Genomic DNA, 23,262 nt, shown 5'->3' on the forward strand with positions numbered 1-23,262 from the left:
TTTAAGGTAATGCACTTCATGATATAACGTCACAATGTGGCCATCAAAGACCAGCGGTGCACATAGCGCCTTAAAACGCATTTTTTTCATATTGAAGGCAACAAGTGTCAGCCTATTGTTCAAGATGGCTTTTACATTCATGGTGTTTACCGGCCAGGGATATTCGGTGATTTATCTAATCACCAAATGCCATGAATTCCTCCTGATTTTCCAACTATCCTTATGATTGATATATTATTATCTTAGATGCCAAGTCACTAATCCCATTAATTATATTGTTAAATATCTGGAAAAGCATCCTGAGACATCTGACATATTTGTTTGATCATAAAACAGCGCCGCTAGATTTTACAGACTCGATATCGTTATGCTGGCTAAGTGGTAAAACTAAAGTGAAACAAGTGCCAACATTTTCAGTGCTTTCTACCGACAAACTTCCTCCATGTTGTTGAATAATTTCATAACTGAGTGATAAGCCAAGACCGGTGCCTTCGCCTGCTTCTTTAGTAGTGAAAAATGGTTCAAAAATTTTAGTTATATGGCCTGTTGCAATACCTCTCCCATTATCATAAATTTTGAGTACACAATTATTATCAACAATAGCGCTACAGATGCGGATATTACCAAAATAATCATCACATTTGTTTGGTGAATTAGCTTTTATGGCTTGACCAGCATTAATTAATAAATTCATTATCACCTGATTAATTTTGGAGGGAAAACAAAATACTTCAGGATTATTTGTAAATACTAATTCAAAAAGGGTAACATCCTTATATTCGGTTTTGACCAATTCAACTGTGCTCTCTATGCATTGATTAATTGGGATGACTTCCATTTCGTCTTTATCTGAGCGAGAAAATGCACTTAATCCACTGACGATTTTTTTGATCCGCTGCGCACCTTCACCAATAATATCGAGATGTTCATGTAAAGAGATGAATTTGTGTTCAAACGCGGAAAGAACTTCCTCATCGGCATCGTCACCGGCTAAATCATATATAAATTGCTTAAAGCGTGTTAAGTCAACATCCATATTTTGACAGCTACCATAAACAAAATTGGTTGGGTTGTTAATTTCGTGGGAAATGCCTGCGCTGAGTGTACCTAGAGAAGACATTCTCTCTTGAATTGCAATGGTTTTTTGCGCGTTTTTAAGCTCAGCGGTTCGTTCATTAACTGCTAGTTCTAGGTCAATGCTACGTTGTGTTAATATTTTTGTTTGTTGTTGAGTACGATAACGTATAAAGCTAAAAATTAGTAAACTAAAAATTAAGATAAAAATGGTTTTAGCCCATAAAGTCAAATACCAAGGTGGTAGGATAATAATTTTAATTTTTGCACCACCTTCATTCCAAAAGCCATGATTATTGCTACCTTTGACTTTAAATATATATTCGCCCGCGGGAATATTACTGTAATTAGCATGCCTGCGTTTTGCATTGGTCGTTATCCATTCGTTATCAAAGCCCTCAAGCATATATTTATATTTATTTTTTAATGGCGCGGTATAATCCAGAGAGGAAAAATCAAAAGCAAAGTTACTTTGTTGATAATTTAGCGTAATACTATTAGTAAAATTAATATTTTTAGTCAGTAAATTGTAATGTTTATTATCTTGTTTAAATGGCTGGATTTCGTCTTCATGCTCAATATCAACTACTTTGTTATTTACGTAAAATCGAGTTAAGACTACTTCGGGAATACGGGTATTTAACTTAATGTCTTTTGGTGAAAAATATACAACACCTTCTGGGCCACAATAATATATATCACCATTTTTAGCTTGATCTGCACAGTTGATCCATTGTTTTACACTTGATATACCATCTATAGAGCTGAAATTATAGAAACGTTCACGGTCAATATAAAATACTGAAATTCCAAATTTGGTATGTAACCACAAGCGGTTATTGTCATTTAAGTCTGCGTGAGAAGCGCTAATATTATTGTTATTCAATCCTTGTCTATGATCATAAATATCACCAATAAAGATCAACTCACCACTTTTAGTGGTAACTAAACTTCCCTTAAGCAGACCTGTTGTCAAGGTTGATAGCCAAATAGTACCATCCTGAGTTTCTGTGATAGAAGTAATTGATGTGACATATTTATTTTCACCATTTTTTAATCGTATTTTTATATTTTCAAAACTTAATTTTTGATCTTTATTTTGCTTGTTTCCTGTCTCAGTTAAATAAAATAAACGACCATCGCCGCTACCTATTAATAAATGATGTTTTGTTTCAACAATGGCGTTTATATATACTGAAAGTATTGTTTGAGCATTACTATCCAGTATAGGAACACGAAAAAAAGTGTCTTTAAGATCATCATATAAATTAATTCCCGCCTGATTACCTACCCATATACGCTGATCTGAATCTTCAATAATAACGCGATTACGCCAGTTGCTACTTAAACTATTTGGCTTTTCTTTATCATATTTATAATGAGTTTTATGTTGCTTATTAGCAGTCACTTTATAGACGCCATTATTATATAATCCTAGCCAAATACGCCCTTGTGAATCTTCTTTAAAGCCTACTACACCACCTTCATCTAAATAAAATATACTGTTTTTGTCCGGTTCGGCATTTTTATCTAAAAGTTGATAATTAATAAAGCAATGTGGTGCACAGCTATTTGAATTGACTAATATTGATTCGTTACTTTTATTTTTACTCTTTTTATCTTTAAATTCCTTAGACAAACCGGTACCAATACCACTGAGCCATAAATTTTGTTGATTATCAAAATCTGCCGTAACCACTGCTTTACTTTGCAACATGTTTTTATTTTCAGTATTAATAGGGATGGTTTTGAACCATGTACTATTGGTATTAACTGTTTGAATAGTAAATGGAATAGATAGATACAAAATACCTTGTTGATTAATAAAAATGTTATAAATAAGATTTGTAGCTAAGCTTGTCAGATCTTCTGCGTTGTGTTGATACAAATAAAAAACTTGCTGCGTTGCACTGAATAAGCCTAATCCAGATTTAGTCGCAAACCAAATATCACCGTTATTATCTTGCTTAATGTCTTCGACATTACGAAGAGAATAATTAATAAACCTTGGCGTAATACTGTTATCATTTGCTAAATTCAATGATCCTTTTGACATATGAGTAATATTTAAACTAAACACCCCTTGATCACTAGTACCTATCCATAATGTTTGATCACTATCAGCCAATAAACTAACGACACTCATCGATTTTGAGTTATTTAAAGGTAATTTTAACTCTTTGAAAAGTGAATTTATTTTATTCAAAGCCACAGTAGAACTGTTTAGCTGTGAAATATTGACAAAATGTACCCCTAGATCACTACCAACCCAAAGATTTTGTTGTTTATCAATGACAAGACGGTTAACGACACTGTTAGTAAATGGTGCATTAGTAAAGGATAGTATTTCAAAGTCATCTGTTGTTGCTTCAATACCTTCTTTTTTAGGAGTAATTTGAGTGAGTCCAACATCACTACCAACCCAAATATTATGAAATTTATCTTCGACAATAGTTTCTATAGCATTCCCCGAAAATTCATAAGCAACTTTATTATGATTAGCAGTAGGTAAGGAAAAGTGAATAAATTTTTCTGTGACGGGATCAAAACGTGATAGTCCAGCATGCTTATAACCTAACCAAATATTGCCCTGACTATCTAAAAATAAGGTGTTGATTGCATTACTTAATATTGAATTTTGTTTTTTATTCTGTATATAATGTTGCATCTCAATACCATCAAACTTATAAAACCCGCTATCTGATGCTATCCATAACATGCCCTGTTTATCTTCAATAAAATCCATTGCCACAATGTTTTCATCGATAAGAAGGTCTTGGAATTTCAATTGAGGCTTTAGGTTTTCCCCATAAGCCATTGAATTACAAATAAATAAAAAGTAAAGCAAGACAAAAACAATAACGAATATGTTGAGGAAATAAGCCAATATTCTGCGTTGAATATTAGATGGTTTATAAATAGAAAAAATGTTCAAATATGGAGGTAATAGCATAACTAAACAAGGCTCACGGCTGATTTACATTACTTGATGGTTAAAGTGATATTACTGACTAAATTAATCGTGTTATTTTGAGTTAATATTTCATCTGGATCTAGCAGTTTTGTGATTTCATTCTCATTGATATTATTGTTTAGATGACTCAGTCCAACCCATGCATCTCTGCCATTATTTTTAGCTAAGTAAAGTGCTTTATCTGTAAGTTTCACTACCTGTTGCCAACTTAACGCATTTGGTTGTTCGGTAATATAAGGGTATTGAACATAACCTATTGAACAAGTTATAGAAAAGTTTGTGTATGAGTTAACAACAAATACATATTGCTTAATGGTTTTACGTAATCGCTCTGCTAGTATTTGTGCATCCGTTTGATTTATGTCTCTAACAACAATTAAAAATTCTTCTCCCCCCAAGCGTATAAATATGTCGGAACTACGAAATAAAGTTTCGAGTAAGGGTTTAATGCTTTTAAGAACTTCATCTCCATATTCGTGACCATATGTATCATTTACTGATTTAAAATTATCTAAATCGAGCATAAAAAAGGTGAGTTGTTCATTATGAGGCAAGGGGTTTGTGGTATCTTTTTGCCAATTTTGAAATGCTTTTAAAGACAGGGCGACCTTAGCATCAATATGTTTATCTAAATAGCGACGATTTTTCAATTGAGTTAACGGATCGGTTAAGCTAATGTCTTCTAGCTTTTTATAAGCTTGTTCAAGTTCGATATTTTTATCAGCAAGCTCTTTGGTTCTTTCTGCTACGATGTACTCAAGGGATAATAAATGCGTATCATGCTTTTGTTGTAACTCAAAGTTTTCAAGTGCGCGTTCTATAGTCCATAGAAAATCGGCGCGTTCAAAGGGTTTAATAATAAATTTATAAATATTGGCTTTATTGATAGACCCGATGAAAGATTCGACATCGGTATAACCACTAACAATAATTCGCACAGATTTAGGAATTATTTTAGCTAACTGACTTAGCAATTCAACTCCACTCATGTGTGGCATGCGCTGATCACTGATCACCATACTGATGCTTTCGGGATTAGGATGTTTTTGAACAAGCTCAATCGCTTCAACCCCATTGCTAGCCTCTAAAACGATAAATTCATATTGAAGAATAGAAGTAATAACTTTGCGGTTTGCAACTTCGTCATCAACAACTAAAATGGCATGTTTTTTTATTGCTTGCTCTTGCGCTTGAATATTACGAAGCTTGTGAGTGCTAAATAATTGCAAAAAACTCTTCTTATTTATCTGACTTCATACGACAAAGAGTAAAGGGGGTGCGGCTCTTTAAACTGAGAAGCTATGAATATATTTGATAACTTAACATAGCAAATTTTATACTCGTTCCCTATAAATATTTGTAACCTTATTGATTTTAAATAGATAAAAGAACATAGGCCCCCAAAATAACAAAGAACGCAATCAAAGCCTAATCAACAAGCATAAAGTGATGGATATATCCTAACCATTTGGTTTTAAATTAATAAATTCTATTCTGGTAGGAGTTAGACGAGATAAAGACAGTTAAATTATTGTTAATGATTTTTTAGAATACACTAATTAAGCCATCCATAATAACTTTTTTAGCTTCAATATAAATCTACAGCGTGCCCGTTTCATGTTGACCTAATCAAAGGGGAAATGCTTGTGAGTGAGCTAATTTCGGGTTCGTACCACCAATCTGCCCAAAGTTTGCTAACGTTATAACTTCACCGCTATTGCGTTGCCAATAAGCCGTACCTAAATCGAGATAATTAGTATGAAGCTTAAAAAACCAAGTATCTTCATGCCCTTTTGTATTAACTTAATCTTAGTAATATAAGCGCCGTTTGGTACCAGATATTATGTTCATTTAGTTTAATTTTATTGAGATTATCTAATTTCACATAAGGTTGTGCACTTATTGAAATGGTGGTAAGTGCAAAAATTAGAAGAGCAAAACATGCGGTATATTTTGTAATAACGTATTTAAGGAAGCGAATATAATTTTGATAGCGATATATAAAATTTAGAATATTCTTATAACCTGTTAAAACTCCATGCTTCATATTATGTTAAAAATATTATGGTATAACAAGAATAATTGGTTAAATAACAGCTAATATTAAATACAAAAGGTTCTATTTACACGATGAACCCAAAAAAGTTAACGTGCCTTTTGTGTACGATGACAACGCACAAGTACATGAGTCATTCTGAATTGCTCCAGCTTTTCTTTATCAATAAACAACACCACCAGATAATGTTTACTCGTTAGCGCATAAATACAAACTAAGTGCCGTTTCGAATGAACTTTGCTATTTTACAATCTTCTGGAACTCGTTCTACACGACTATCTAGATTTTCCGCCTCAGCGACAAGCTCTGAACGAAACGGAAGCTCCTTAGGCAGTTTAATGTTTTTTACAATACCTAAGTTGTGTAATATATTTAAAACCCACCATCCAAGGTCAGGTTCATCACTGTACAAACCTAGCATTGCAGACCCAGGGTAAGCATGATGATTGTTGTGCCACGCTTCGCCCATAGAAAGAAGACCTGCAATTCTAACATTGTGACCTTGAACTGCTGCGCCTTCTACTTTCCATGTGCGTTCACCTTTATTGTGAGCAAAATAACCTATTAACCAATGACCACCTACAGATATTACAATCCTTACAGATATTCCCCAAACTAACCAAGAAATACCACCAATGAGAAACAGAGGGATAGCTAAAATTAATTGTTGGAATATCCATGTTTTCTCAACAAATAGATAAAACCTATTGAGAGAAACTTCTTTTTCTATGATGAACTCAGGTGGATTATTAAGTTCAAGATCGCAATTTAATTGCCACCAACCATCTTTTAATATTTTGGAACCATGCAATAAATAATCGTGGCACTGTGGTTGTCTTTGAGCCCAATCGCGGAGGTCGTGTTGAATAATCATTCCTATAGGACCTGACATACCAACTAACACCCCTAAGTATACGAACAAATATTCCATCCATTTAGGACACTCGTAAGAACGATGGATTAATAAACGGTGCATTCCAAGTGAGTGTCCAAAACATAATGTTATTACTGTGAGTACGACGAATACTGAGAAGGCTGATATTGACAGGACAAATGGAGCAACAAAAACTGTTGCGGCAACATGAGTTAAGAACCAAATTGATTTAATTGGTTTCCACTTTACCATTCCCTTGAACGCACATGTGTCATTGTCCGATTTAACTCTATTCGTATTGAGCATGAATATCCTGAGGCAGCTAACGCCTTGTTAAGCGGCAAACAATAGTTGGCTGAATGTGTGAGGCAAGAACAACAGCCAGCTATTATTTGTTGATTTTAACGCCTTGCTAGCCGTTTTTACAGCAAACTAATTTATTAATAAAATCCTGATATACTTTTATTGCCTTATCTTTTTTCATTGTTTCTGCATGCTCTGTATCCGGAATGATCGCTAATACTTTAACCGAGCTTGGAGATATGTCATAAAGCTCTTTCGAGTTATGCACTGGCGTAGTTGAATCGTCTTCACCAATTAAGAAAAGCAATGGTTTCTCATATTCTTTAATAAAATCAACATTATTTATTTTTGTCAATTCAGGTGACAAATATATTGAATAAAATGGTTTTGACCAAGCAGGTGTTAAATTGTCGACCAACTCTGGCACTGTATTGATAGCACCATCTAGAATTAATGCGTCTATATCTTTATTATTTGCAACATAACTTGCGATTAAAGACCCCATCGATAATCCATGGATGGCTGTAGGTAAGTTAGTTGGAAATTCACCCTTAGAAAAGTCAAAGATTCTTAATGCATCTGTTCGTAAATTATTAAGAGACAATATATCTTTTTTATCACTTACTCCCATGCCTCGATAGTCAAACCAAATAACGTTCGCAGGTAACATAGAAAATTTATTCAATATTCTCGATGAAAGGCTAATTTTCATGCCATTCGCACTGAAAAAGACAATATTAACTAAAGCATCTTTGTTTATTAACTTAACGCCTCTAAGTGTAATACCATCCTCAGCGGTTAAGCTCACCGCTGAGACAACAGCCGATATATTAGATTCAGTCAGTTCAGCTTGAATTTTTGTAATGTTGAGTTGCTTTTCAGGATGCTCATCTTGGTATACAAATGATTCAGTTGTATAGTTTGCAGAACATCCAGAAAGTAATAATAAAAATAATATTGTGATTTTTTTCATATCTAGTAACACTCCTTGTTGATTTAACGACTAATAGCTTATTAAACAGGCAAAGACCTATTTTTATCAAGGCAATTATCCGTCTGTCTTTTTTTTAAAATAAAAGTTACCTTTATATTAAAATTATATCAAACATTGATTAACATTAATTAACGAACTTTTGATAAACGTGTGCTGTTATCACGCTTGCTCTGTTGAAAACATACCAAAAATTAATCACCAAACTAGATTCTGTTGCTATACCCAAATGTGCATTAGAAAGCATGGGTAAACGTTAGAGATCAATACTTACAAGTAACTCTGACTCATTTTTAAGTACATTCCTACATTTGGGAAATGAACTACATCCCCAAAACTCATTATCTACATTATTACCTTTATTGGCTTTACGTAAGACCATATCAGCACCACATTTTGAACAATACTTAATATCAGATTTCTCTTCTACAATACCTCGAACGTGCTTAATGTGTTGACGGTTTGTTTTAAAGCTACGTTCCAACCGTCCACTTTCAACCTGTTCAATAACACTAACAACTTCCTGATCATTCAAAATAAGATCAGTTTTACTTTTGATATACTCAATCCCCCCCCGTGCAAACCTTACGTTATCTGGCATTTTAGTTTTAAAGGTACTGTCACCAATGAAGATAATGACTGAGAATATATAATCATTTTTTGCGTTACTCCCTACTAAGAGAAGATCTTCTAACGTCTTTATGTGTTTATAGTTTTGATGAAGTGGGTTCTGAAATTTTGATTTGTGTTTAAAGATTTGTTGCGTCCATTGCTTTTGATTAGCACCACCAAAAATCCAACCTTTCATATTCTTAGTTTCAACCACGAATATGCCATATTTTGAAACTATGATGTGGTCAATCTGGGTAGTGCCATCCTCAGTAGGAAGTGTCACGTTTTTAATAAGGTGATAATCATTTTTGTCTAAGAAAAACTTAATGAGCAAGTTAACTTGCCACTCACCCAAGACACCTTTAAACCATGCAGACTTTATGACGATAGCAAATATGAAGATCGGTATTAGATACCAAGCGGCACTGATCATCATGTTGAGGTAAATTGTTAAATCCATTTAATACTTACTTCCATATTGGTAGCTACTAGCTAATTTTGTCCTTTATTAGCCAGTTAATTATATAATAAAAATCAGCAGTAACTATCTAAACACACTTATTATTAAATACATATTAATATCATAATCTTATAATGAATTAATGTCTGAAATCCCTAGATATACGCTAACGGACTGACCCAAGATATCTACCAACTCTTCATCCATATACTGATATTCATCAGGGATATCTAACACTTGAATATCTTTATATTTAACTAATTTGATGAACTCAGCTTTAAGTCTACTTTTATGCTTTTCTTCCATCACAAAGATAATGTCAGCCCATAGAATGTCTTTTGCATTTACCGTTTTTCTTGCGCTTGAACTAGTACCTGCTGATCTCACATTTAGTTCAGCGTGATTTTTAAATATTTGTTCTCCTGTGGGACTACGCCACTGATTTTTACTACAGATGAAGAGAATATTTTTCATTCGTTTAGTTCCTTACACGGAATATCAAAGTCCACATGGTAATGTTCATCATGTCTAACCCATGAACGTTTTTTGGAAAACTGGATATGCTTTTTAAGATAAGGGCCATAAGGTGTTTTGAAAAGCTCAGATTGTAATTTAGGATCAAATATTACTCGCCATAAATCTACACCTTGAGCTACAGCCTCTTTGTGCAAGGCAACAATATGAGCAGCCAAAGCAACATAGTCGATAGAATATTCTTCATATTGCCCTTTACTATCAAATTCAATGTCGTAGCCAAACTTGTTTAAAGGGTGAGTTGGCAGATGCACTGATTGACCCGATTCATCTAATACGGGTGTCATAAAGTCTACCGATAAACCATTACGATGAGTTTTATGGGGTTTGAACTGTCCACCTTCTTCGAATCCAGTTTCAGCATACTTAAAAACTTTGTCTGGTTGTTCTATTTCTAAAGATTTATAGCCGTTTACTATGATGCTTTCTACTTGGGAGTGGACGTAAGCTCTCCCTGCTAACCTTGCAACAATGCTGTAAGCGACAAAATTATTACCAGAGCTTGGTAGCTCTACCCCTTTTTCCAAACGTCCTTTTGAGGTTGTACCGTAGCATGTACTTTCTTCTGCTAAAACAGCGTTAGAATACAAACAAGTAATTAAGATACTAAACGTTAATATTTTCATTTTTCTTTATGACTTCCCTGCTTTTACTTTTAAACTTTTACTTTTAAGCTTTTATTTTTTAAATAAATTCCATAATAAACTACTGCGCCCAATAACCCACTATATAAAGATAACTTGTGCAACATCGGCACTGAAATCAGACCTAACAACGGATTATCTAATAAAAATGGAAAGAAGGGTTCAACATCTGAATGCATAATACTATCAAGTAATACATGACTAAAACTGCCAACAAATGCACTTAGAAATACTACCCACCAAGCAATTGATATGGGATTTTCCCTTTTAGAAATACTTATCAGCTTTAAACCAAGTTCGGATAAGTATTTACCTGTTAGAGCAGCAAAAATAGCAATTAGTACTGCACCAACATAGGTATGGGTAAAACCATGAAGATGCCCCTCTCCCGTTATCAACACAATTAGTGGTTGGATATCCATTACGATTTGGGTCCAGCCAAAAACCATCAAGCTAAAGCTACTTTGTAATATGGCTTTAATAAAAATCCCTGGCCCCATATGTATTGGAGTAAATGGCATTATGAATACCTACAGTCTTTAAGGATCAAGGATATCGCCTCAGTAACCAACCGCGCAGACTCTTTTGGCTGTGCTTGAAGTATGAAATGAGGTCCTTCAATTTCTATATACTTAATATTGCTGAAGACTTTGGTGAACTCACGACCCTTCTGTGATGTTATAAGCCTATCAGAAAGTGCTTTAATATAAATTGAAGGTATATCCGATGTTGTTATTGGTAGTCGCTGCTGGCTCATAACTTCTAATCTATTTTTTAATACGAGATCAGGTATTGATTTAGTAACCGTAATAAATTTTGATAAAAGCTCTTTTGATGCTCCTTGACCTAGGAGTAAAAACTTATGAAAAATCGTTGATAAAGGTGCTGAAGCTAAAGATTTAATAGGTAAAAATTTAGCTATCGACAATAAGAGTTGGTTAGGAGAACTCAGGAAACTGGCAATAAAAATGACGCCTTTCAAATGTGGATTATTTTGCCTAAGTAGCTCAGGAATAATACCACCAGCAAAAGATTCTGCTAACAAAACAAAATCTTCAGTTGGTAATTGCTCTTTTATTATATTAGCTAAAAACACATGATCTTGAGAACCCGATTGAGGTAATGGGATTACAATATAGTCTCCGTCAAAGTTAGACAAAAACTCTTCAAATAATTCTCCAGTACCATCCATACCGGGCAACAACACTAATTTAGAAATAACCACTATCCTTGTATGTTAATATTTATCATTTTACTTGGAATTAAATGGAATGAGCAGACCACCACTAATAGCTAAAGTAAATTAAAACAGCTATTAATATAATAGTAAATAATTAGGTGCCATTTCTTATAGTTTATAAGTTAATGAAATCAAATAACATTATAATTGAGCTATATTTCAAACAATCAACACACATCAAAATAGCACTTAAATATCAATGAATTAGCTATTAAATCAGACAGTACAACAGCGAATGTAAATTTTTTAGATGGTAAAATCTATATTGAACATCCTGAAGGTTTAGTCTCAAAATTAGGAATATCTGATGATGATAAAGTAGTGTCTGCTGTAAATGAGAAAAAATCTCGGATGTGGAAAACATCAAATGATCCCATACAAAATGATATTCATGCTAATTTAGTTAAATAATTTAAATGTGATGAAAGCTGTATTATTGAATGGCTATACCCCTAAGATACCTTTGGAAAATAAAGCACCTATTGAATTGTTGCAGGTCATAGGCGGAAACAAAGAAGTTTTAGATGTAATTGAACAAATAAAAAGAGGTGATTTTTTTAATTTCTAAAGGACAGTATAGTGTAATAATTGAGTCACCTAAACTACTGAGTACGGTTCAATTGGTTAATGAAAAACTCATTATCTTCCCTATATAATTATAATAAGTTATATAGACTGATTAGGCACTATCTTTAATTAAAGTCGTTATAAACCCTTATTTAAAATTTCTAACTATCAAAAAGCAAAAAACCGCTAATCTTTCGATTAGCGGTTTTTCTTTGTTTGGCGGTGAAATAGAGATTTGAACTCTACTCAAGGTTTAGTGCTATAAACCCTTATTTAAAATTTCTAACTATCAAAAAGCAAAAAACCGCTAATCTTTCGATTAGCGGTTTTTCTTTGTTTGGCAGTGAAATAGAGATTTGAACTCTACTCAAGGTTTAGTGCTATAAACCCTTATTTAAAATTTCTAACTATCAAAAAGCAAAAAACCGCTAATCTTTCGATTAGCGGTTTTTCTTTATTTGGCGGTGAGATAGAGATTTGAACTCTAGAAGGGCTATAAACCCTTGCTGGTTTTCAAGACCAGTGCTTTCGACCACTCAGCCATCTCACCTGAATGTCTTAAAACAATTGCTTGCTTCAAGACGGGGCAGATATTAAGACCTGCAATAGCATTTGTAAAGCACTAATTTTACTATTTCTTCTTTATGTTCGATAAATCAGCAAGTGTGCGAAAAAAACAGCTATTTAGCGATAATTTACCATTATTGACGATTTACACAAAAACTTTACCTGTATTTAAATAATAATATTACCTGTTTATATCATGCTGAATACGTATGTAATTTGTTGTGTCAGTTTTTTGGTTGTGATTATATAACTTCATCGTGTGTTACTCTCATAAGAAAAATAATAAATGAAAAACAAACCTCAACTCAGTTTTTGGCAAATATGGAATGTTAGCTTCGGCTTTTTGGGCGTTCAATTTGGCTTTGCTTTACAAAACGCTAATGTCAGTCGAATACTTTCAGACTTGGGTGCTGATCTGCACTCTTTATCTTTATTTTGGTTGCTCGCTCCTATTATGGGCTTACTTATCCAGCCTCTCGTCGGAGCAGCGTCAGATAGAACATGGAATAAGTTTGGTCGCCGTAACCCCTATATATTAATCGGTGCCATATGCGCAACTGTCGGTATGTTATTAATGCCAAACGCGCCGTTATTTGTCTCTGTTATCACACCAATGATTTTTGGTGCAATGATGTTAGCGGTTATGGACGCATCTTTTAATATCGCTTTTCAACCTTTTAGAGCGCTAGTGTCTGATATGGTGCCCGATAATCAAATGAACAAGGGTTATGCTATCCAAGCCTTTTTGATTAATATTGGTGCCGTTATCGGCTCTATATTGCCATTTGTTCTTACAAATGTTGTTGGTTTAGAGAACACCTCACAGCAAGGTAGTATTGCTCCATCCGTTGTTTGGGCATTTTATATCGGCGCCACGGTTTTATTAGGTTCGGTGTTATGGACGGTTTTTAAAACTAAAGAATATTCACCTAAAGAATATTATGAGTTCAAAGGAATGGATGCTGAACAGGTTGCCAAAGAACAAGCCATTGAAAAGTCGTTAATTGAAAAACTAACTGACTTCGTTGGCTTAATGAAAACTATGCCCGAGGTGATGAAACGTTTAGCACTCGTACAGTTTTTCTCTTGGTTTTCTCTATTCATTATGTGGGTTTATACCATGCCGGCCATTGCTCAACAGGTTTGGGGCATAGACGTAAAATGGTTTGATCCTACCTATATTAGCTCTGTTGGTGGTATTCCCAATGATATCGCTGCAGCAAAAGGCGCTGCAGGTGACTGGGTAGGTATTTTGTTTGCCGCGTATTCTTTGTTTGCGGCCTTTTTCTCAATTGTGCTGGCCAAGCTTGCCAATACCTTTGGCCGAAAAGCGGTTTACTCGTTTTCCTTACTCGCCGGTGGCTTAGGTTATTTAAGCTTTATGTTTATCAATAACCCTGAACCAACTTTAGTCAATTTATTGATCACTGAAATCACGGTGCCACAAGGCGCGGTTACTTTATTTATTCCTATGATAGGTGTAGGTATTGCTTGGGCTGCTATTTTAGCAATGCCATACTCAATACTTGCTGGTGCATTACCTGCCAACAAAACCGGTGTATACATGGGGATTTTTAACTTTACCATTGCCGCGCCACAAATTATCTCAGGAATTTTTGCTGGCTGGATATTAAATTCAGTTTTTGAAAACCAGGCAATAAATATTATTATCTTAGCGGGTGTCTCTATGGTACTTGGTGCTGTATCCGTTTATTTTGTCAAAGAAAAAAGCGAGTAACCTCTACTCGCTTTTGTTTGTAGGTTAGGGCTCTACCTAAAATTTGTTAGTGAAAAACTAACCTACATAAACACTATAAAACATCAATTGCCACTGCCACAAGATTGACGAACCACAAGTGTGGTTGCCATCAACTCTGTTTTTGCTTCTTCGCCATTCACTAGTGCTAAAAGCTTTTCTACTAATAACTCCCCTGCTAACATCGTATCTTGTTTAGCCGTAGTTAAGGTCGGAAAAGTAAAACTAGCAACCGGAATATCATCAAAACCAAACACGGCTATATCTTCGGGTACGCGCATATTGTGTTCTTGCAAAGCGCGCATCGCGCCCACGGCAATTAAATCACTGGCCGCCATAATGGCATCAAAACTTTCACCACCCTTAATAAGGTTTAATGCAGCGTTATGGCCAGATTCTTCGGTAGAAATCGCGTCAAATTGAAGTTGGGTATTAACGACTAAGTTGTGATCAGTTTGCGCTTTACAATGACCTAAATAACGATCTAAAAATTCAGGAGAGCCCGTTGAAACTCCGCCTAAAAAAGCAAATTTTTTGCGGTTATTATTAATGACATGTTCGGTGAGTTGATACCCACCTTGGAAGTTATCGCAACCGACAGAGACAACATCGAGGTCTTTTACTTCAGCCCCCCAACGAACGAAATGGGTTTCTTGCTCTATTAACTGAACAAGCTTTTCTTCGTAATCGGTGTAGTCACCATAACCCAACAATATTATCCCGTCAGCTTTACGGGTATCTTCAAAGTCAGCATGCCAATCGTGGCTCATTTGCTGAAAAGAGACTAATAAATCATAGCCCTTATTACCACAAGCTCGGGTAATGCTGCCTAACATTGACATAAAAAAAGGATTGATTAATGAGTCATCGTTGGTTGGGTCTTCAAACAATAGCAAGGCAATGGTGCCACTACGTTGAGTACGTAAACTGCTGGCGTTTTTATCTACTTTGTAATTAAGTTCTTTGGCAATGGCTTGAACACGTAGCCGTGTTTCTTCATTTACTAACGGACTATTACGTAGTGCTCTTGAAACTGTTGACTGAGAAACGCCCGCACGATAAGCAATATCAAACGAAGTATTTTTAGCTTTAACCATTAAATTAACCAATAACTTATTAATAAATATACTGCTTAGATACTAACTTAGCCCCCTAGCCTTGTATACCTTATTAAGAGTAAAGCAAAAAATTACTCAGCTGAAAAACGCCGACTTTCATTAAATTTTAAAGGTAGCGAGTAAGTCATCACCCTGAACTTTTCATCAAGCGCCAATAATCATCAAAAATGCATACGTATGCATGGCAAATAGTGCATAAATCCATCATGCATACGTATGTAGTTTATTGCTCTAATTTCTAACATCGGCATAATTTAATCATCACGTTATTTATTGTGGAAAGAATTCGTACAACTGATGCAAATAAAAAATAAGGATGAATAAAGTCCTATATATACGCCACAGATTTTAAATAAACAGGAAATAAATCAAAACGTCAGCAACGAACAAGACGGTTTTTGATGATAAAAATTTATTATGATAAATAAAAAAATAAAAAGTATCACAGCTGATATTACCGCCACAGACTTAAAAAAGCGCATCCAGCACCATTTGAACAGTACCTTAGGTGATCGCGTTATTTGTGTAGATGCCTACAAAAATACACCACAAAACAAGCAGGCTTATTGGCAAGCGACATCAATGGCGCTTAATGAAATTATTATTGATAAACTGCAAGCAAGTAAGGTTCAACAAGCAAAATCAGCGACTAAAAGTATTAACTACCTGTCACTTGAATATTTGATGGGGCGACTACTTTCTAACAACTTACATAATTTAGATTTATATAAAAATACCGAAAAGGCCCTTAAATCACTTGGTTTTGATTTAGCCGACTTATGTGAAGAAGGGGCTGATTTAGCCCTAGGTAATGGTGGATTAGGCCGTTTAGCCGCATGTTTTCTTGATTCATTAGCGACACTTGATTACAACGCTATGGGTTACGGCATTCATTACCAACATGGTTTATTCAAACAAAGTTTTAAAGACGGACACCAAATAGAACAGCCTGATATGTGGCGTGAATTTGGTAGTCCTTGGGAAATTTGCCGTCCTGAATCTACCCAGCTTATTCCCGTTTATGGTTATGTTGAACAACAAGCACAAGCCGACGGTAGTTTAACATCGGTTTGGCGTGCAGGAAAAATGCTCAAAGGAGTTCCTTGGGATATTCCTATCGTTGGCTATAACTCGTCAACCGTAAATGCTTTACGCTTATGGGAATGTCGCGCAGACTCTGCCTTTGACTGGGATACCCTTAATCAGGGTGACTATCTACAAGCGCACCACGATCAGGTCAATGCTGAAACAGTATCTAAAGTTCTTTATCCTAATGACGAACACGATGCGGGTAATGAATTACGCTTTATTCAACAGTACTTTTTCTGTGCTTGTTCAATTAAAGACATTATTAGTCGTTATCAGCTGCAATTTGGTCCACTTACCCAAGGAAGTAGTACAAACTTTGCTGAAAAAGTAGCGATCCAACTCAACGATACCCACCCTACCATTGCCATTTTAGAGTTAATGCGCGTATTACTTGATGAGTATGACTTCTCATGGCAAAACGCCTGGCAATTAGCCGGTAAAGTATTTTCTTATACTAACCATACCCTGTTACCTGAAGCGTTAGAAAAATGGTCTGTTTCATTATTTGAACGTGTACTACCACGCCATTTAACTATTTTATATCGTATCAACGAAGCATTTTTGAATGATGAAGTGAATGCGATGTGGCCAAACAACGAGGCAATGCGCGCTCGCCTTTCAATTATTGAAGAAGGTGAACAACGTAAAGTCCGTATGGCACATTTATGTGTCATTACTTCACATAAAGTTAACGGTGTTGCTCAAATCCATTCAGACTTAGTAAAAAAAGATCTATTCCCAGAATTCAACCAACTTTGGCCAGAGAAATTAACCAATGTAACTAATGGTATTACCCCAAGACGTTGGTTGAAATCATGTAACCCATTACTGTCTGAATTACTGTCAAAGCACGTTGACGATGACTGGGCTAAAAACTTAAACAGCTTATCTTCATTATCAACCCTTGCTGATAATGCCAGTTTCCAAAAGAAATTCATGGCAATTAAACATCAAAACAAAGTGGCATTAACCACTGAAATTAAAACCTTAACCGGTATAGATGTCAGCCCAGAGGCCATTTTTGATGTCCAAATTAAACGACTTCATGAATACAAACGCCAGCACCTTAATTTATTGCATATCTTAGCGCTATACCGCCGTTTATTGGCTGATCCTGACTTACCTATGCAACCACGCGTATTTATCTTTGGTGCAAAAGCAGCGCCGGGCTATCAGTTAGCCAAAGAAATTATTTACGCAACCAATAAAATTGCTGAAAAAATCAATAATGACACCCGCATTCAAGACAAATTAAAAGTGGTGTTTTTACCTAACTATCGGGTCAGTTTAGCCGAAAAAATAATTCCGGCAGCCGATGTTTCAGAGCAAATATCAACAGCAGGTAAAGAAGCCTCTGGTACTGGCAATATGAAGCTCGCCCTCAACGGTGCCGTAACCATTGGGACTTTAGATGGCGCAAACATTGAAATAGCTGAAGAAGTTGGCGACGACAATATTTTCATCTTTGGCTTAACCGTTGATGAAGTTAAAGCCCTAGATAACAAAGGCTACAACCCTTATCACTTTTATGAAACGAATAATGAAATCAAAGCCTGTTTAGACTGGTTAGACACGGACTACTTTACGCCAGGTCATATGGGAGAATTATCTTCGATTAAACAAAGTTTCCTTGAAGGTGGCGATCCTTACAAAGTGCTGGCTGACTTTGAAAGCTACAGTGACGCTCAACAAGACTTAGGTGTCGCTTATCAAGACAAAAAACGTTGGGCAAAAATGGCCATTTTAAATACGGCGTTGATGGGCAAATTTAATTCTGATCGCTCGATTGAAGACTATGTGAAAAACATTTGGTTTTTAACACCGAGCGCTTAAGCATTAATTATTAAGAAAACTGAGGAAAATATATGAGTTTATCTGTAAATGACATCAAAGCTTTAGTCAGCGCTTGCCATAAGACACCTTACGAGGTTTTAGGGTTAAATGCTGACCAAAACACTCGTTATTTACGGATCACTTGCTATTTTCCTCACCTTAACGATATTGACGCTGTTGAGATAATGGCCTTAGCCCCTAATAAAAAATCAGCGCAACTTAATAGTAATGAACAGATAAAATCATTAGGTAAGTTGGTGAAAGTTCATCACAGTGGACTTTACTCACTTAAGCTACGTCGTAAAAAATTATTCACTTATAAACTCAAGCTGACCTCTGCAAACGCATCATGGTTAATTGACGATCCCTATCAGTTTTCAGCTACCTTAGGGGACCTTGATATTTACTTGCTGCAACAAGGTAATCATCAAAAACCTTACGAGAAATTAGGCGCTCATCTGCAAAATAAAACCCTTAATGGCCAAAAAATTCAGGGTGTTTCGTTTGCTGTTTGGGCACCTAATGCCAGTCATGTTTCTTTGCTTGGTGACTTTAATCACTGGGATGAACGTAGCCATGCCATGCAAAATATCACCTTGGGCGATGTCGCTAGTGGCTATTGGAATATATTTATCCCACAAGCGTCAGTTGGGCAACAATATAAGTATGCGATTAAAGACAAAAACGGTAACACGTTACCATTTAAAGCCGACCCTTATGGCAACCAAGCCCAATACCGACCTGACACAGCGTCAATTATCAGTGCAAAAGACAATTACCTTTGGCAAGACCAAGATTGGTTAGCCAAACGTGAAAAACGTAACAGTAGAAACGCTGCAATTTCAATTTACGAAGTCCATTTAGGCTCTTGGCGCCGAGATAAAAATAACGAATTTTTAAATTACCGTCAGATAGCTGACCAGCTTATTCCTTACACTTTATCAATGGGTTTTACCCATATTCAGCTAATGCCGGTCAGTGAATTTCCATTCGATGGTTCATGGGGATATCAACCGGTTGGCTTATTTGCACCAACAGCTCGGTTTGGTAATGAAGCTGACTTTCAGTATTTTGTTGATGCCTGTCATCAAGCCAATTTAGGCTTATTGATTGATTGGGTACCGGGACATTTTCCAAGTGATGATCACGGTTTAGCGACCTTCGATGGTACTCATCTTTTTGAGCATGAAGACCCAAGACAGGGATATCACCCCGACTGGAATACCCTTATTTATAATTACGAGCGTGTTGAAGTTGCCAATTTTTTGCGAGCAAGTGCCCTGCATTGGTTAGATAAATACCATGTTGATGGCATTCGCGTTGACGCAGTTGCCTCGATGCTTTATCTCGACTACAGCCGCAAAGAAAATGAATGGATCCCTAACATCCACGGAGGCAGAGAAAACTTAGCCGCTGTCGACTTTTTAAAACGCTTTAACGAAGAACTCTATCAACAATACCCTGGTACATTTTCTGTTGCCGAAGAGTCTACGTCATGGCCGGGTGTTTCTCGCGCGACCCATGATGGCGGTTTAGGCTTTGGTTATAAATGGAATATGGGCTGGATGAACGACAGTTTACAATACATGCAGCGTGAATCTGTGCATCGTTGCCATCACCATAACGAACTTAGCTTTAGCCTAGTTTATGCCTTTGATGAAAACTTTATTCTGCCACTTAGTCATGACGAAGTCGTTCATGGTAAAGGCTCTATTTTACAAAAGATGCCTGGCGATGATGCTTGGCAACAGTTTGCCAATATACGCGCTTATTACAGTTTTATGTGGGCACATCCCGGTAAAAAGCTACTATTTATGGGCTGTGAATTTGCCCAAGGTAAAGAATGGGATCATGACCACGAACTTGATTGGTATCAACTTGACGTTCACTGGCACAGTGGCGTACAGCGACTGATCAAAGCGTTAAATAAGGTTTATTGCAACACGCCAGCGCTCTATGAAAAAGATTGCCAAAGCGAGGGTTTTAGTTGGTTAGATCATCAAAACAGCGAACAATCAATTTACAGCTTTATTCGTTTTGGCAATGACGCCCAAGAGAATGCGGTTGTCGTGGTATGTAACTTTACCTCACAAACCCATCATAACGTTAAGTTAGGGGTACCAAAATCGGGAGAGTACGTCGAATTACTTAACTCGGACGCTGAAATTTATGGCGGCAGTAACACCTTGAACCTAGGTATTTTACCGAGTGTAGAATTGGCCTGGCAAGGTCAGCAACACTATATAGACATTACTGTACCACCGTTAGCAACAGCAATGTTTATCCTCAAAGATGTACGTTTACCACTTGAGGGTAAATAATGACAACTTGCGCAATTAACACTGCATACAAAGTAACTTCGGGGCGTTCGTATCCGATGGGTGCTTCACTGGCTAAAAATGGTCTGGGCTGTAACTTTGCCCTATTTTCTGCACATGCAACAAAAGTAGAACTTTGTCTATTTTCAGGTGACGGTAAATATGAACTACAGCGTATTGAATTACCTGAGTTTACCGATGATGTTTGGCATGGTTTCGTTGAAGGGATCGCAGAAGGTTGTTTATATGGCTACCGCGTACATGGTCCTTTTGAACCTCATAATGGCCATCGTTTTAATGCTAATAAATTATTGTTAGACCCCTATGCTAAAAAATTGCACGGTAGCTTTATCCGCAGCGACCTTAATTTTAGTTATGATCTAAAAAGCACCCAAAAAGATTTAACCGTTGATAATCGTGATAATTCGGCGACTATGCCAAAGTGTGTGGTTGTTTCACCATTACTGTTTAGTCAAACGCATCCACAAGTTCGTCGCCGTGACACCATTCTTTATGAATTACATGTTAAAGGCTTTACCCAACAAAATCCCGATGTACCCATTGAGCTACGCGGAACATTCGCGGGTCTTGCTAATAAAAAGGTTTGCCAGTATTTAAAGTCTTTAGGGGTAACCAGTATTGAACTGCTACCCGTGCAACAGTTTATTAATGAGGACTTTGTCCAAGACAAAGGGTTAACTAATTACTGGGGCTATAACACCATTTCATTTTTTGTTCCGCACGCCGCTTACTGCCATTCAGGTGAGGTTGGCGAGTTTCGTTCTATGGTTGAAACTTACCATGAAGCAGGTATCGAAGTTATTCTTGATGTGGTTTATAACCATACGGCAGAAGGTGATGAACTTGGTCAAACGCTGAGCTTTAAAGGCATAGACAATGCTAGTTATTATCGTTTACACCCAGCTGACAAACGCTATTATGAGAATTTTTCAGGGTGCGGCAATACCATTAATGTGCAGCACCCTCGTGTTATTCAACTGATCACTGACAGTTTGCGCTACTGGGTTGAAATCATGGGCGTTGACGGTTTTCGTTTCGACTTAGCGCCAGTACTAGGGCGCGATGCACCTGATTTTAAAGCCAACAATCACTTTTTTACCAGTATAAGACAAGATCCTATCTTATCAAGAGTTAAACTTATTGCCGAACCTTGGGATGTCGGTCATGGCGGCTATCAACTAGGCCGTTTTCCCAATAGCTGGTTAGAGCTAAACGATCGTTTTCGTGACTCTTGTCGACGCTTCTGGCGAGGTGAACAAGGCTTAGTTGCAGAGTTTGCTAAACGTTTGCACGGCTCAAGTGACATTTTTGAACAGCCCAGTCGTCGACCTAGTGCCAGTGTAAATTTTATTACTTCACATGATGGTTTTACCTTAACCGATTTAGTGAGCTTCAATAACAAGCAAAACAAGGCGAACGGCGAACAAAACCATGACGGCCATAACAGTAACTTTAGTAATAATTTAGGGACTGAAGGGCCAACCGACAATTGTAGAATTAGTCTGTTACGCCGCCAGCAAAAACGCAATTTACTGACCACCCTCTTTATTGCTCAAGGCACGCCGATGTTACTCAGTGGCGATGAACTCAATAATAGCCAGCGCGGTAACAATAATGCTTACTGCCAAGATAATGAAATATCGTGGCTAGATTGGCAAAGCCCACAAGCACAGCAAGAATCAGATTTTGTTAAAAAATTAATTGCACTGCGAAAAGCACATCCGCTATTAAACAGAACACATTATCAACACGGTGTAAAAGTAAGTGAACATACCGGTTTAGCTGATATCAGTTGGTTAAATTGTCACGGTAAAGCGATGACTAAAGACAATTGGCATGATCAATCCATCAAGTGCTTTGCAATGATGTTAGCCAATACCGAGCGCTCATCTACTCCTGAACATCAGCAAGACGATGCCCTACTGATTATTTTTAATGCTCATCAGCGCAGTATCAACTTCTTATTGCCAGTACTTAACGGTTACTGGCAAGTGCTCATTGATACCGCTGTTGATAATCAAGAATACAGTTACGCTGACAAAAAATCGCAAAAAAACATTAGACACCCCGCTATTACCATTGCTGAACATAGCTGTGTGGTATTGCGGTATTTACATAGCCCAAAAGACAAATAGCAATACGGTTCTGCGTTAAGTAGTTGAATCGTAGATAACAAAATCACCACAAGCATTGGCAAAAGTATTCCTTTAGCCACTCAAAAAGAATAGAGT

At 36.4% G+C, this 23,262-nt stretch carries 15 protein-coding genes and 1 tRNA gene; 5 read left to right on the top strand and 11 right to left on the bottom strand.

Features of this window, described 5'->3' with window-relative positions:
* Positions 1-325: 325 nt before the first annotated feature.
* The 9 genes from H4J57_RS09445 to H4J57_RS09485 all read right to left on the bottom strand — a co-directional run bounded on the left by H4J57_RS09445 (position 326) and on the right by H4J57_RS09485 (position 11,747).
* Positions 326-3,862 carry a sensor histidine kinase gene (locus H4J57_RS09445; protein ID WP_182242608.1) on the bottom strand — a complete coding sequence of 1,179 codons (3,537 nt, stop codon included), beginning with the start codon at positions 3,860-3,862 and terminating at the stop codon, positions 326-328.
* 194 nt (positions 3,863-4,056) lie between these two features.
* Positions 4,057-5,277: a diguanylate cyclase gene (locus H4J57_RS09450; RefSeq protein ID WP_182242609.1), complete on the bottom strand. Its 1,221-nt coding sequence runs from the start codon at positions 5,275-5,277 to the stop codon at positions 4,057-4,059.
* Between the two features lie 1,041 nt (positions 5,278-6,318).
* The gene (locus tag H4J57_RS09455; protein WP_259366832.1) at positions 6,319-6,996 is read right to left on the bottom strand and encodes an acyl-CoA desaturase; all 678 of its coding nucleotides are present in this window, start codon (positions 6,994-6,996) and stop codon (positions 6,319-6,321) included.
* 394 nt (positions 6,997-7,390) lie between these two features.
* Entirely contained in the window at positions 7,391-8,254 is an 864-nt protein-coding gene (locus tag H4J57_RS09460; protein WP_182242611.1) for an alpha/beta hydrolase, read from the bottom strand.
* A gap of 274 nt (positions 8,255-8,528) precedes the next feature.
* Positions 8,529-9,344 (bottom strand): NERD domain-containing protein, encoded by an 816-nt coding sequence (locus H4J57_RS09465; RefSeq protein ID WP_182242612.1) that lies wholly within the window; start codon positions 9,342-9,344, stop codon positions 8,529-8,531.
* A gap of 129 nt (positions 9,345-9,473) precedes the next feature.
* Positions 9,474-9,818, bottom strand: a complete 345-nt coding sequence (locus H4J57_RS09470; RefSeq protein ID WP_182242613.1) for a low molecular weight protein tyrosine phosphatase family protein — start codon at positions 9,816-9,818, stop codon at positions 9,474-9,476.
* Positions 9,815-10,504 (bottom strand): penicillin-insensitive murein endopeptidase, encoded by a 690-nt coding sequence (locus H4J57_RS09475; protein WP_182242614.1) that lies wholly within the window; start codon positions 10,502-10,504, stop codon positions 9,815-9,817. The genes H4J57_RS09470 and H4J57_RS09475 overlap by 4 nt, the downstream gene beginning before the upstream one ends.
* A 29-nt stretch (positions 10,505-10,533) precedes the next feature.
* Positions 10,534-11,043, bottom strand: coding sequence for a metal-dependent hydrolase (locus H4J57_RS09480; protein WP_182242615.1), 510 nt, complete (start codon positions 11,041-11,043; stop codon positions 10,534-10,536).
* Positions 11,043-11,747, bottom strand: coding sequence for a hypothetical protein (locus H4J57_RS09485; RefSeq protein ID WP_182242616.1), 705 nt, complete (start codon positions 11,745-11,747; stop codon positions 11,043-11,045). The genes H4J57_RS09480 and H4J57_RS09485 overlap by 1 nt, the downstream gene beginning before the upstream one ends.
* A gap of 436 nt (positions 11,748-12,183) precedes the next feature.
* Here H4J57_RS09485 and H4J57_RS09490 point away from each other — a divergent pair, with 436 nt between their 5' ends.
* A complete protein-coding gene (locus H4J57_RS09490; protein WP_182242617.1) occupies positions 12,184-12,330 on the top strand; it encodes a hypothetical protein in 147 nt (48 codons plus the stop codon).
* A 458-nt stretch (positions 12,331-12,788) separates the two neighbouring features.
* Here H4J57_RS09490 and H4J57_RS09495 read toward each other — a convergent pair.
* Positions 12,789-12,879: transfer RNA gene (locus H4J57_RS09495), tRNA-Ser, on the bottom strand.
* 303 nt (positions 12,880-13,182) lie between these two features.
* Here H4J57_RS09495 and H4J57_RS09500 point away from each other — a divergent pair.
* Positions 13,183-14,634, top strand: a complete 1,452-nt coding sequence (locus tag H4J57_RS09500; protein WP_182242618.1) for an MFS transporter — start codon at positions 13,183-13,185, stop codon at positions 14,632-14,634.
* Positions 14,635-14,717: 83 nt separating this feature from the next.
* On the opposite strand, the gene H4J57_RS09505 is transcribed toward H4J57_RS09500, so the two are convergent.
* Positions 14,718-15,749 (bottom strand): LacI family DNA-binding transcriptional regulator, encoded by a 1,032-nt coding sequence (locus tag H4J57_RS09505; RefSeq protein ID WP_182242619.1) that lies wholly within the window; start codon positions 15,747-15,749, stop codon positions 14,718-14,720.
* A 438-nt stretch (positions 15,750-16,187) separates the two neighbouring features.
* Between H4J57_RS09505 and H4J57_RS09510 the strand changes: the two genes are divergently transcribed.
* From H4J57_RS09510 to glgX, 3 genes are read left to right on the top strand one after another with little or no spacing between them, the layout of a single operon-like run.
* On the top strand, positions 16,188-18,692 hold the full coding sequence (locus H4J57_RS09510; RefSeq protein WP_182242620.1) for a glycogen/starch/alpha-glucan phosphorylase: 2,505 nt from the start codon (positions 16,188-16,190) through the stop codon (positions 18,690-18,692).
* Between the two features lie 32 nt (positions 18,693-18,724).
* Entirely contained in the window at positions 18,725-21,013 is a 2,289-nt protein-coding gene (glgB, locus tag H4J57_RS09515) for a 1,4-alpha-glucan branching protein GlgB (RefSeq protein ID WP_182242621.1), read from the top strand.
* Positions 21,013-23,166: a glycogen debranching protein GlgX gene (glgX, locus tag H4J57_RS09520; protein ID WP_220470293.1), complete on the top strand. Its 2,154-nt coding sequence runs from the start codon at positions 21,013-21,015 to the stop codon at positions 23,164-23,166. Before glgB ends, glgX begins: the two co-directional genes overlap by 1 nt.
* Positions 23,167-23,262: the final 96 nt, after the last annotated feature.

It is taken from the genome of Colwellia sp. BRX8-7 (assembly GCF_014077275.1).
In the GTDB taxonomy this organism is placed as follows: domain Bacteria; phylum Pseudomonadota; class Gammaproteobacteria; order Enterobacterales; family Alteromonadaceae; genus Colwellia_A.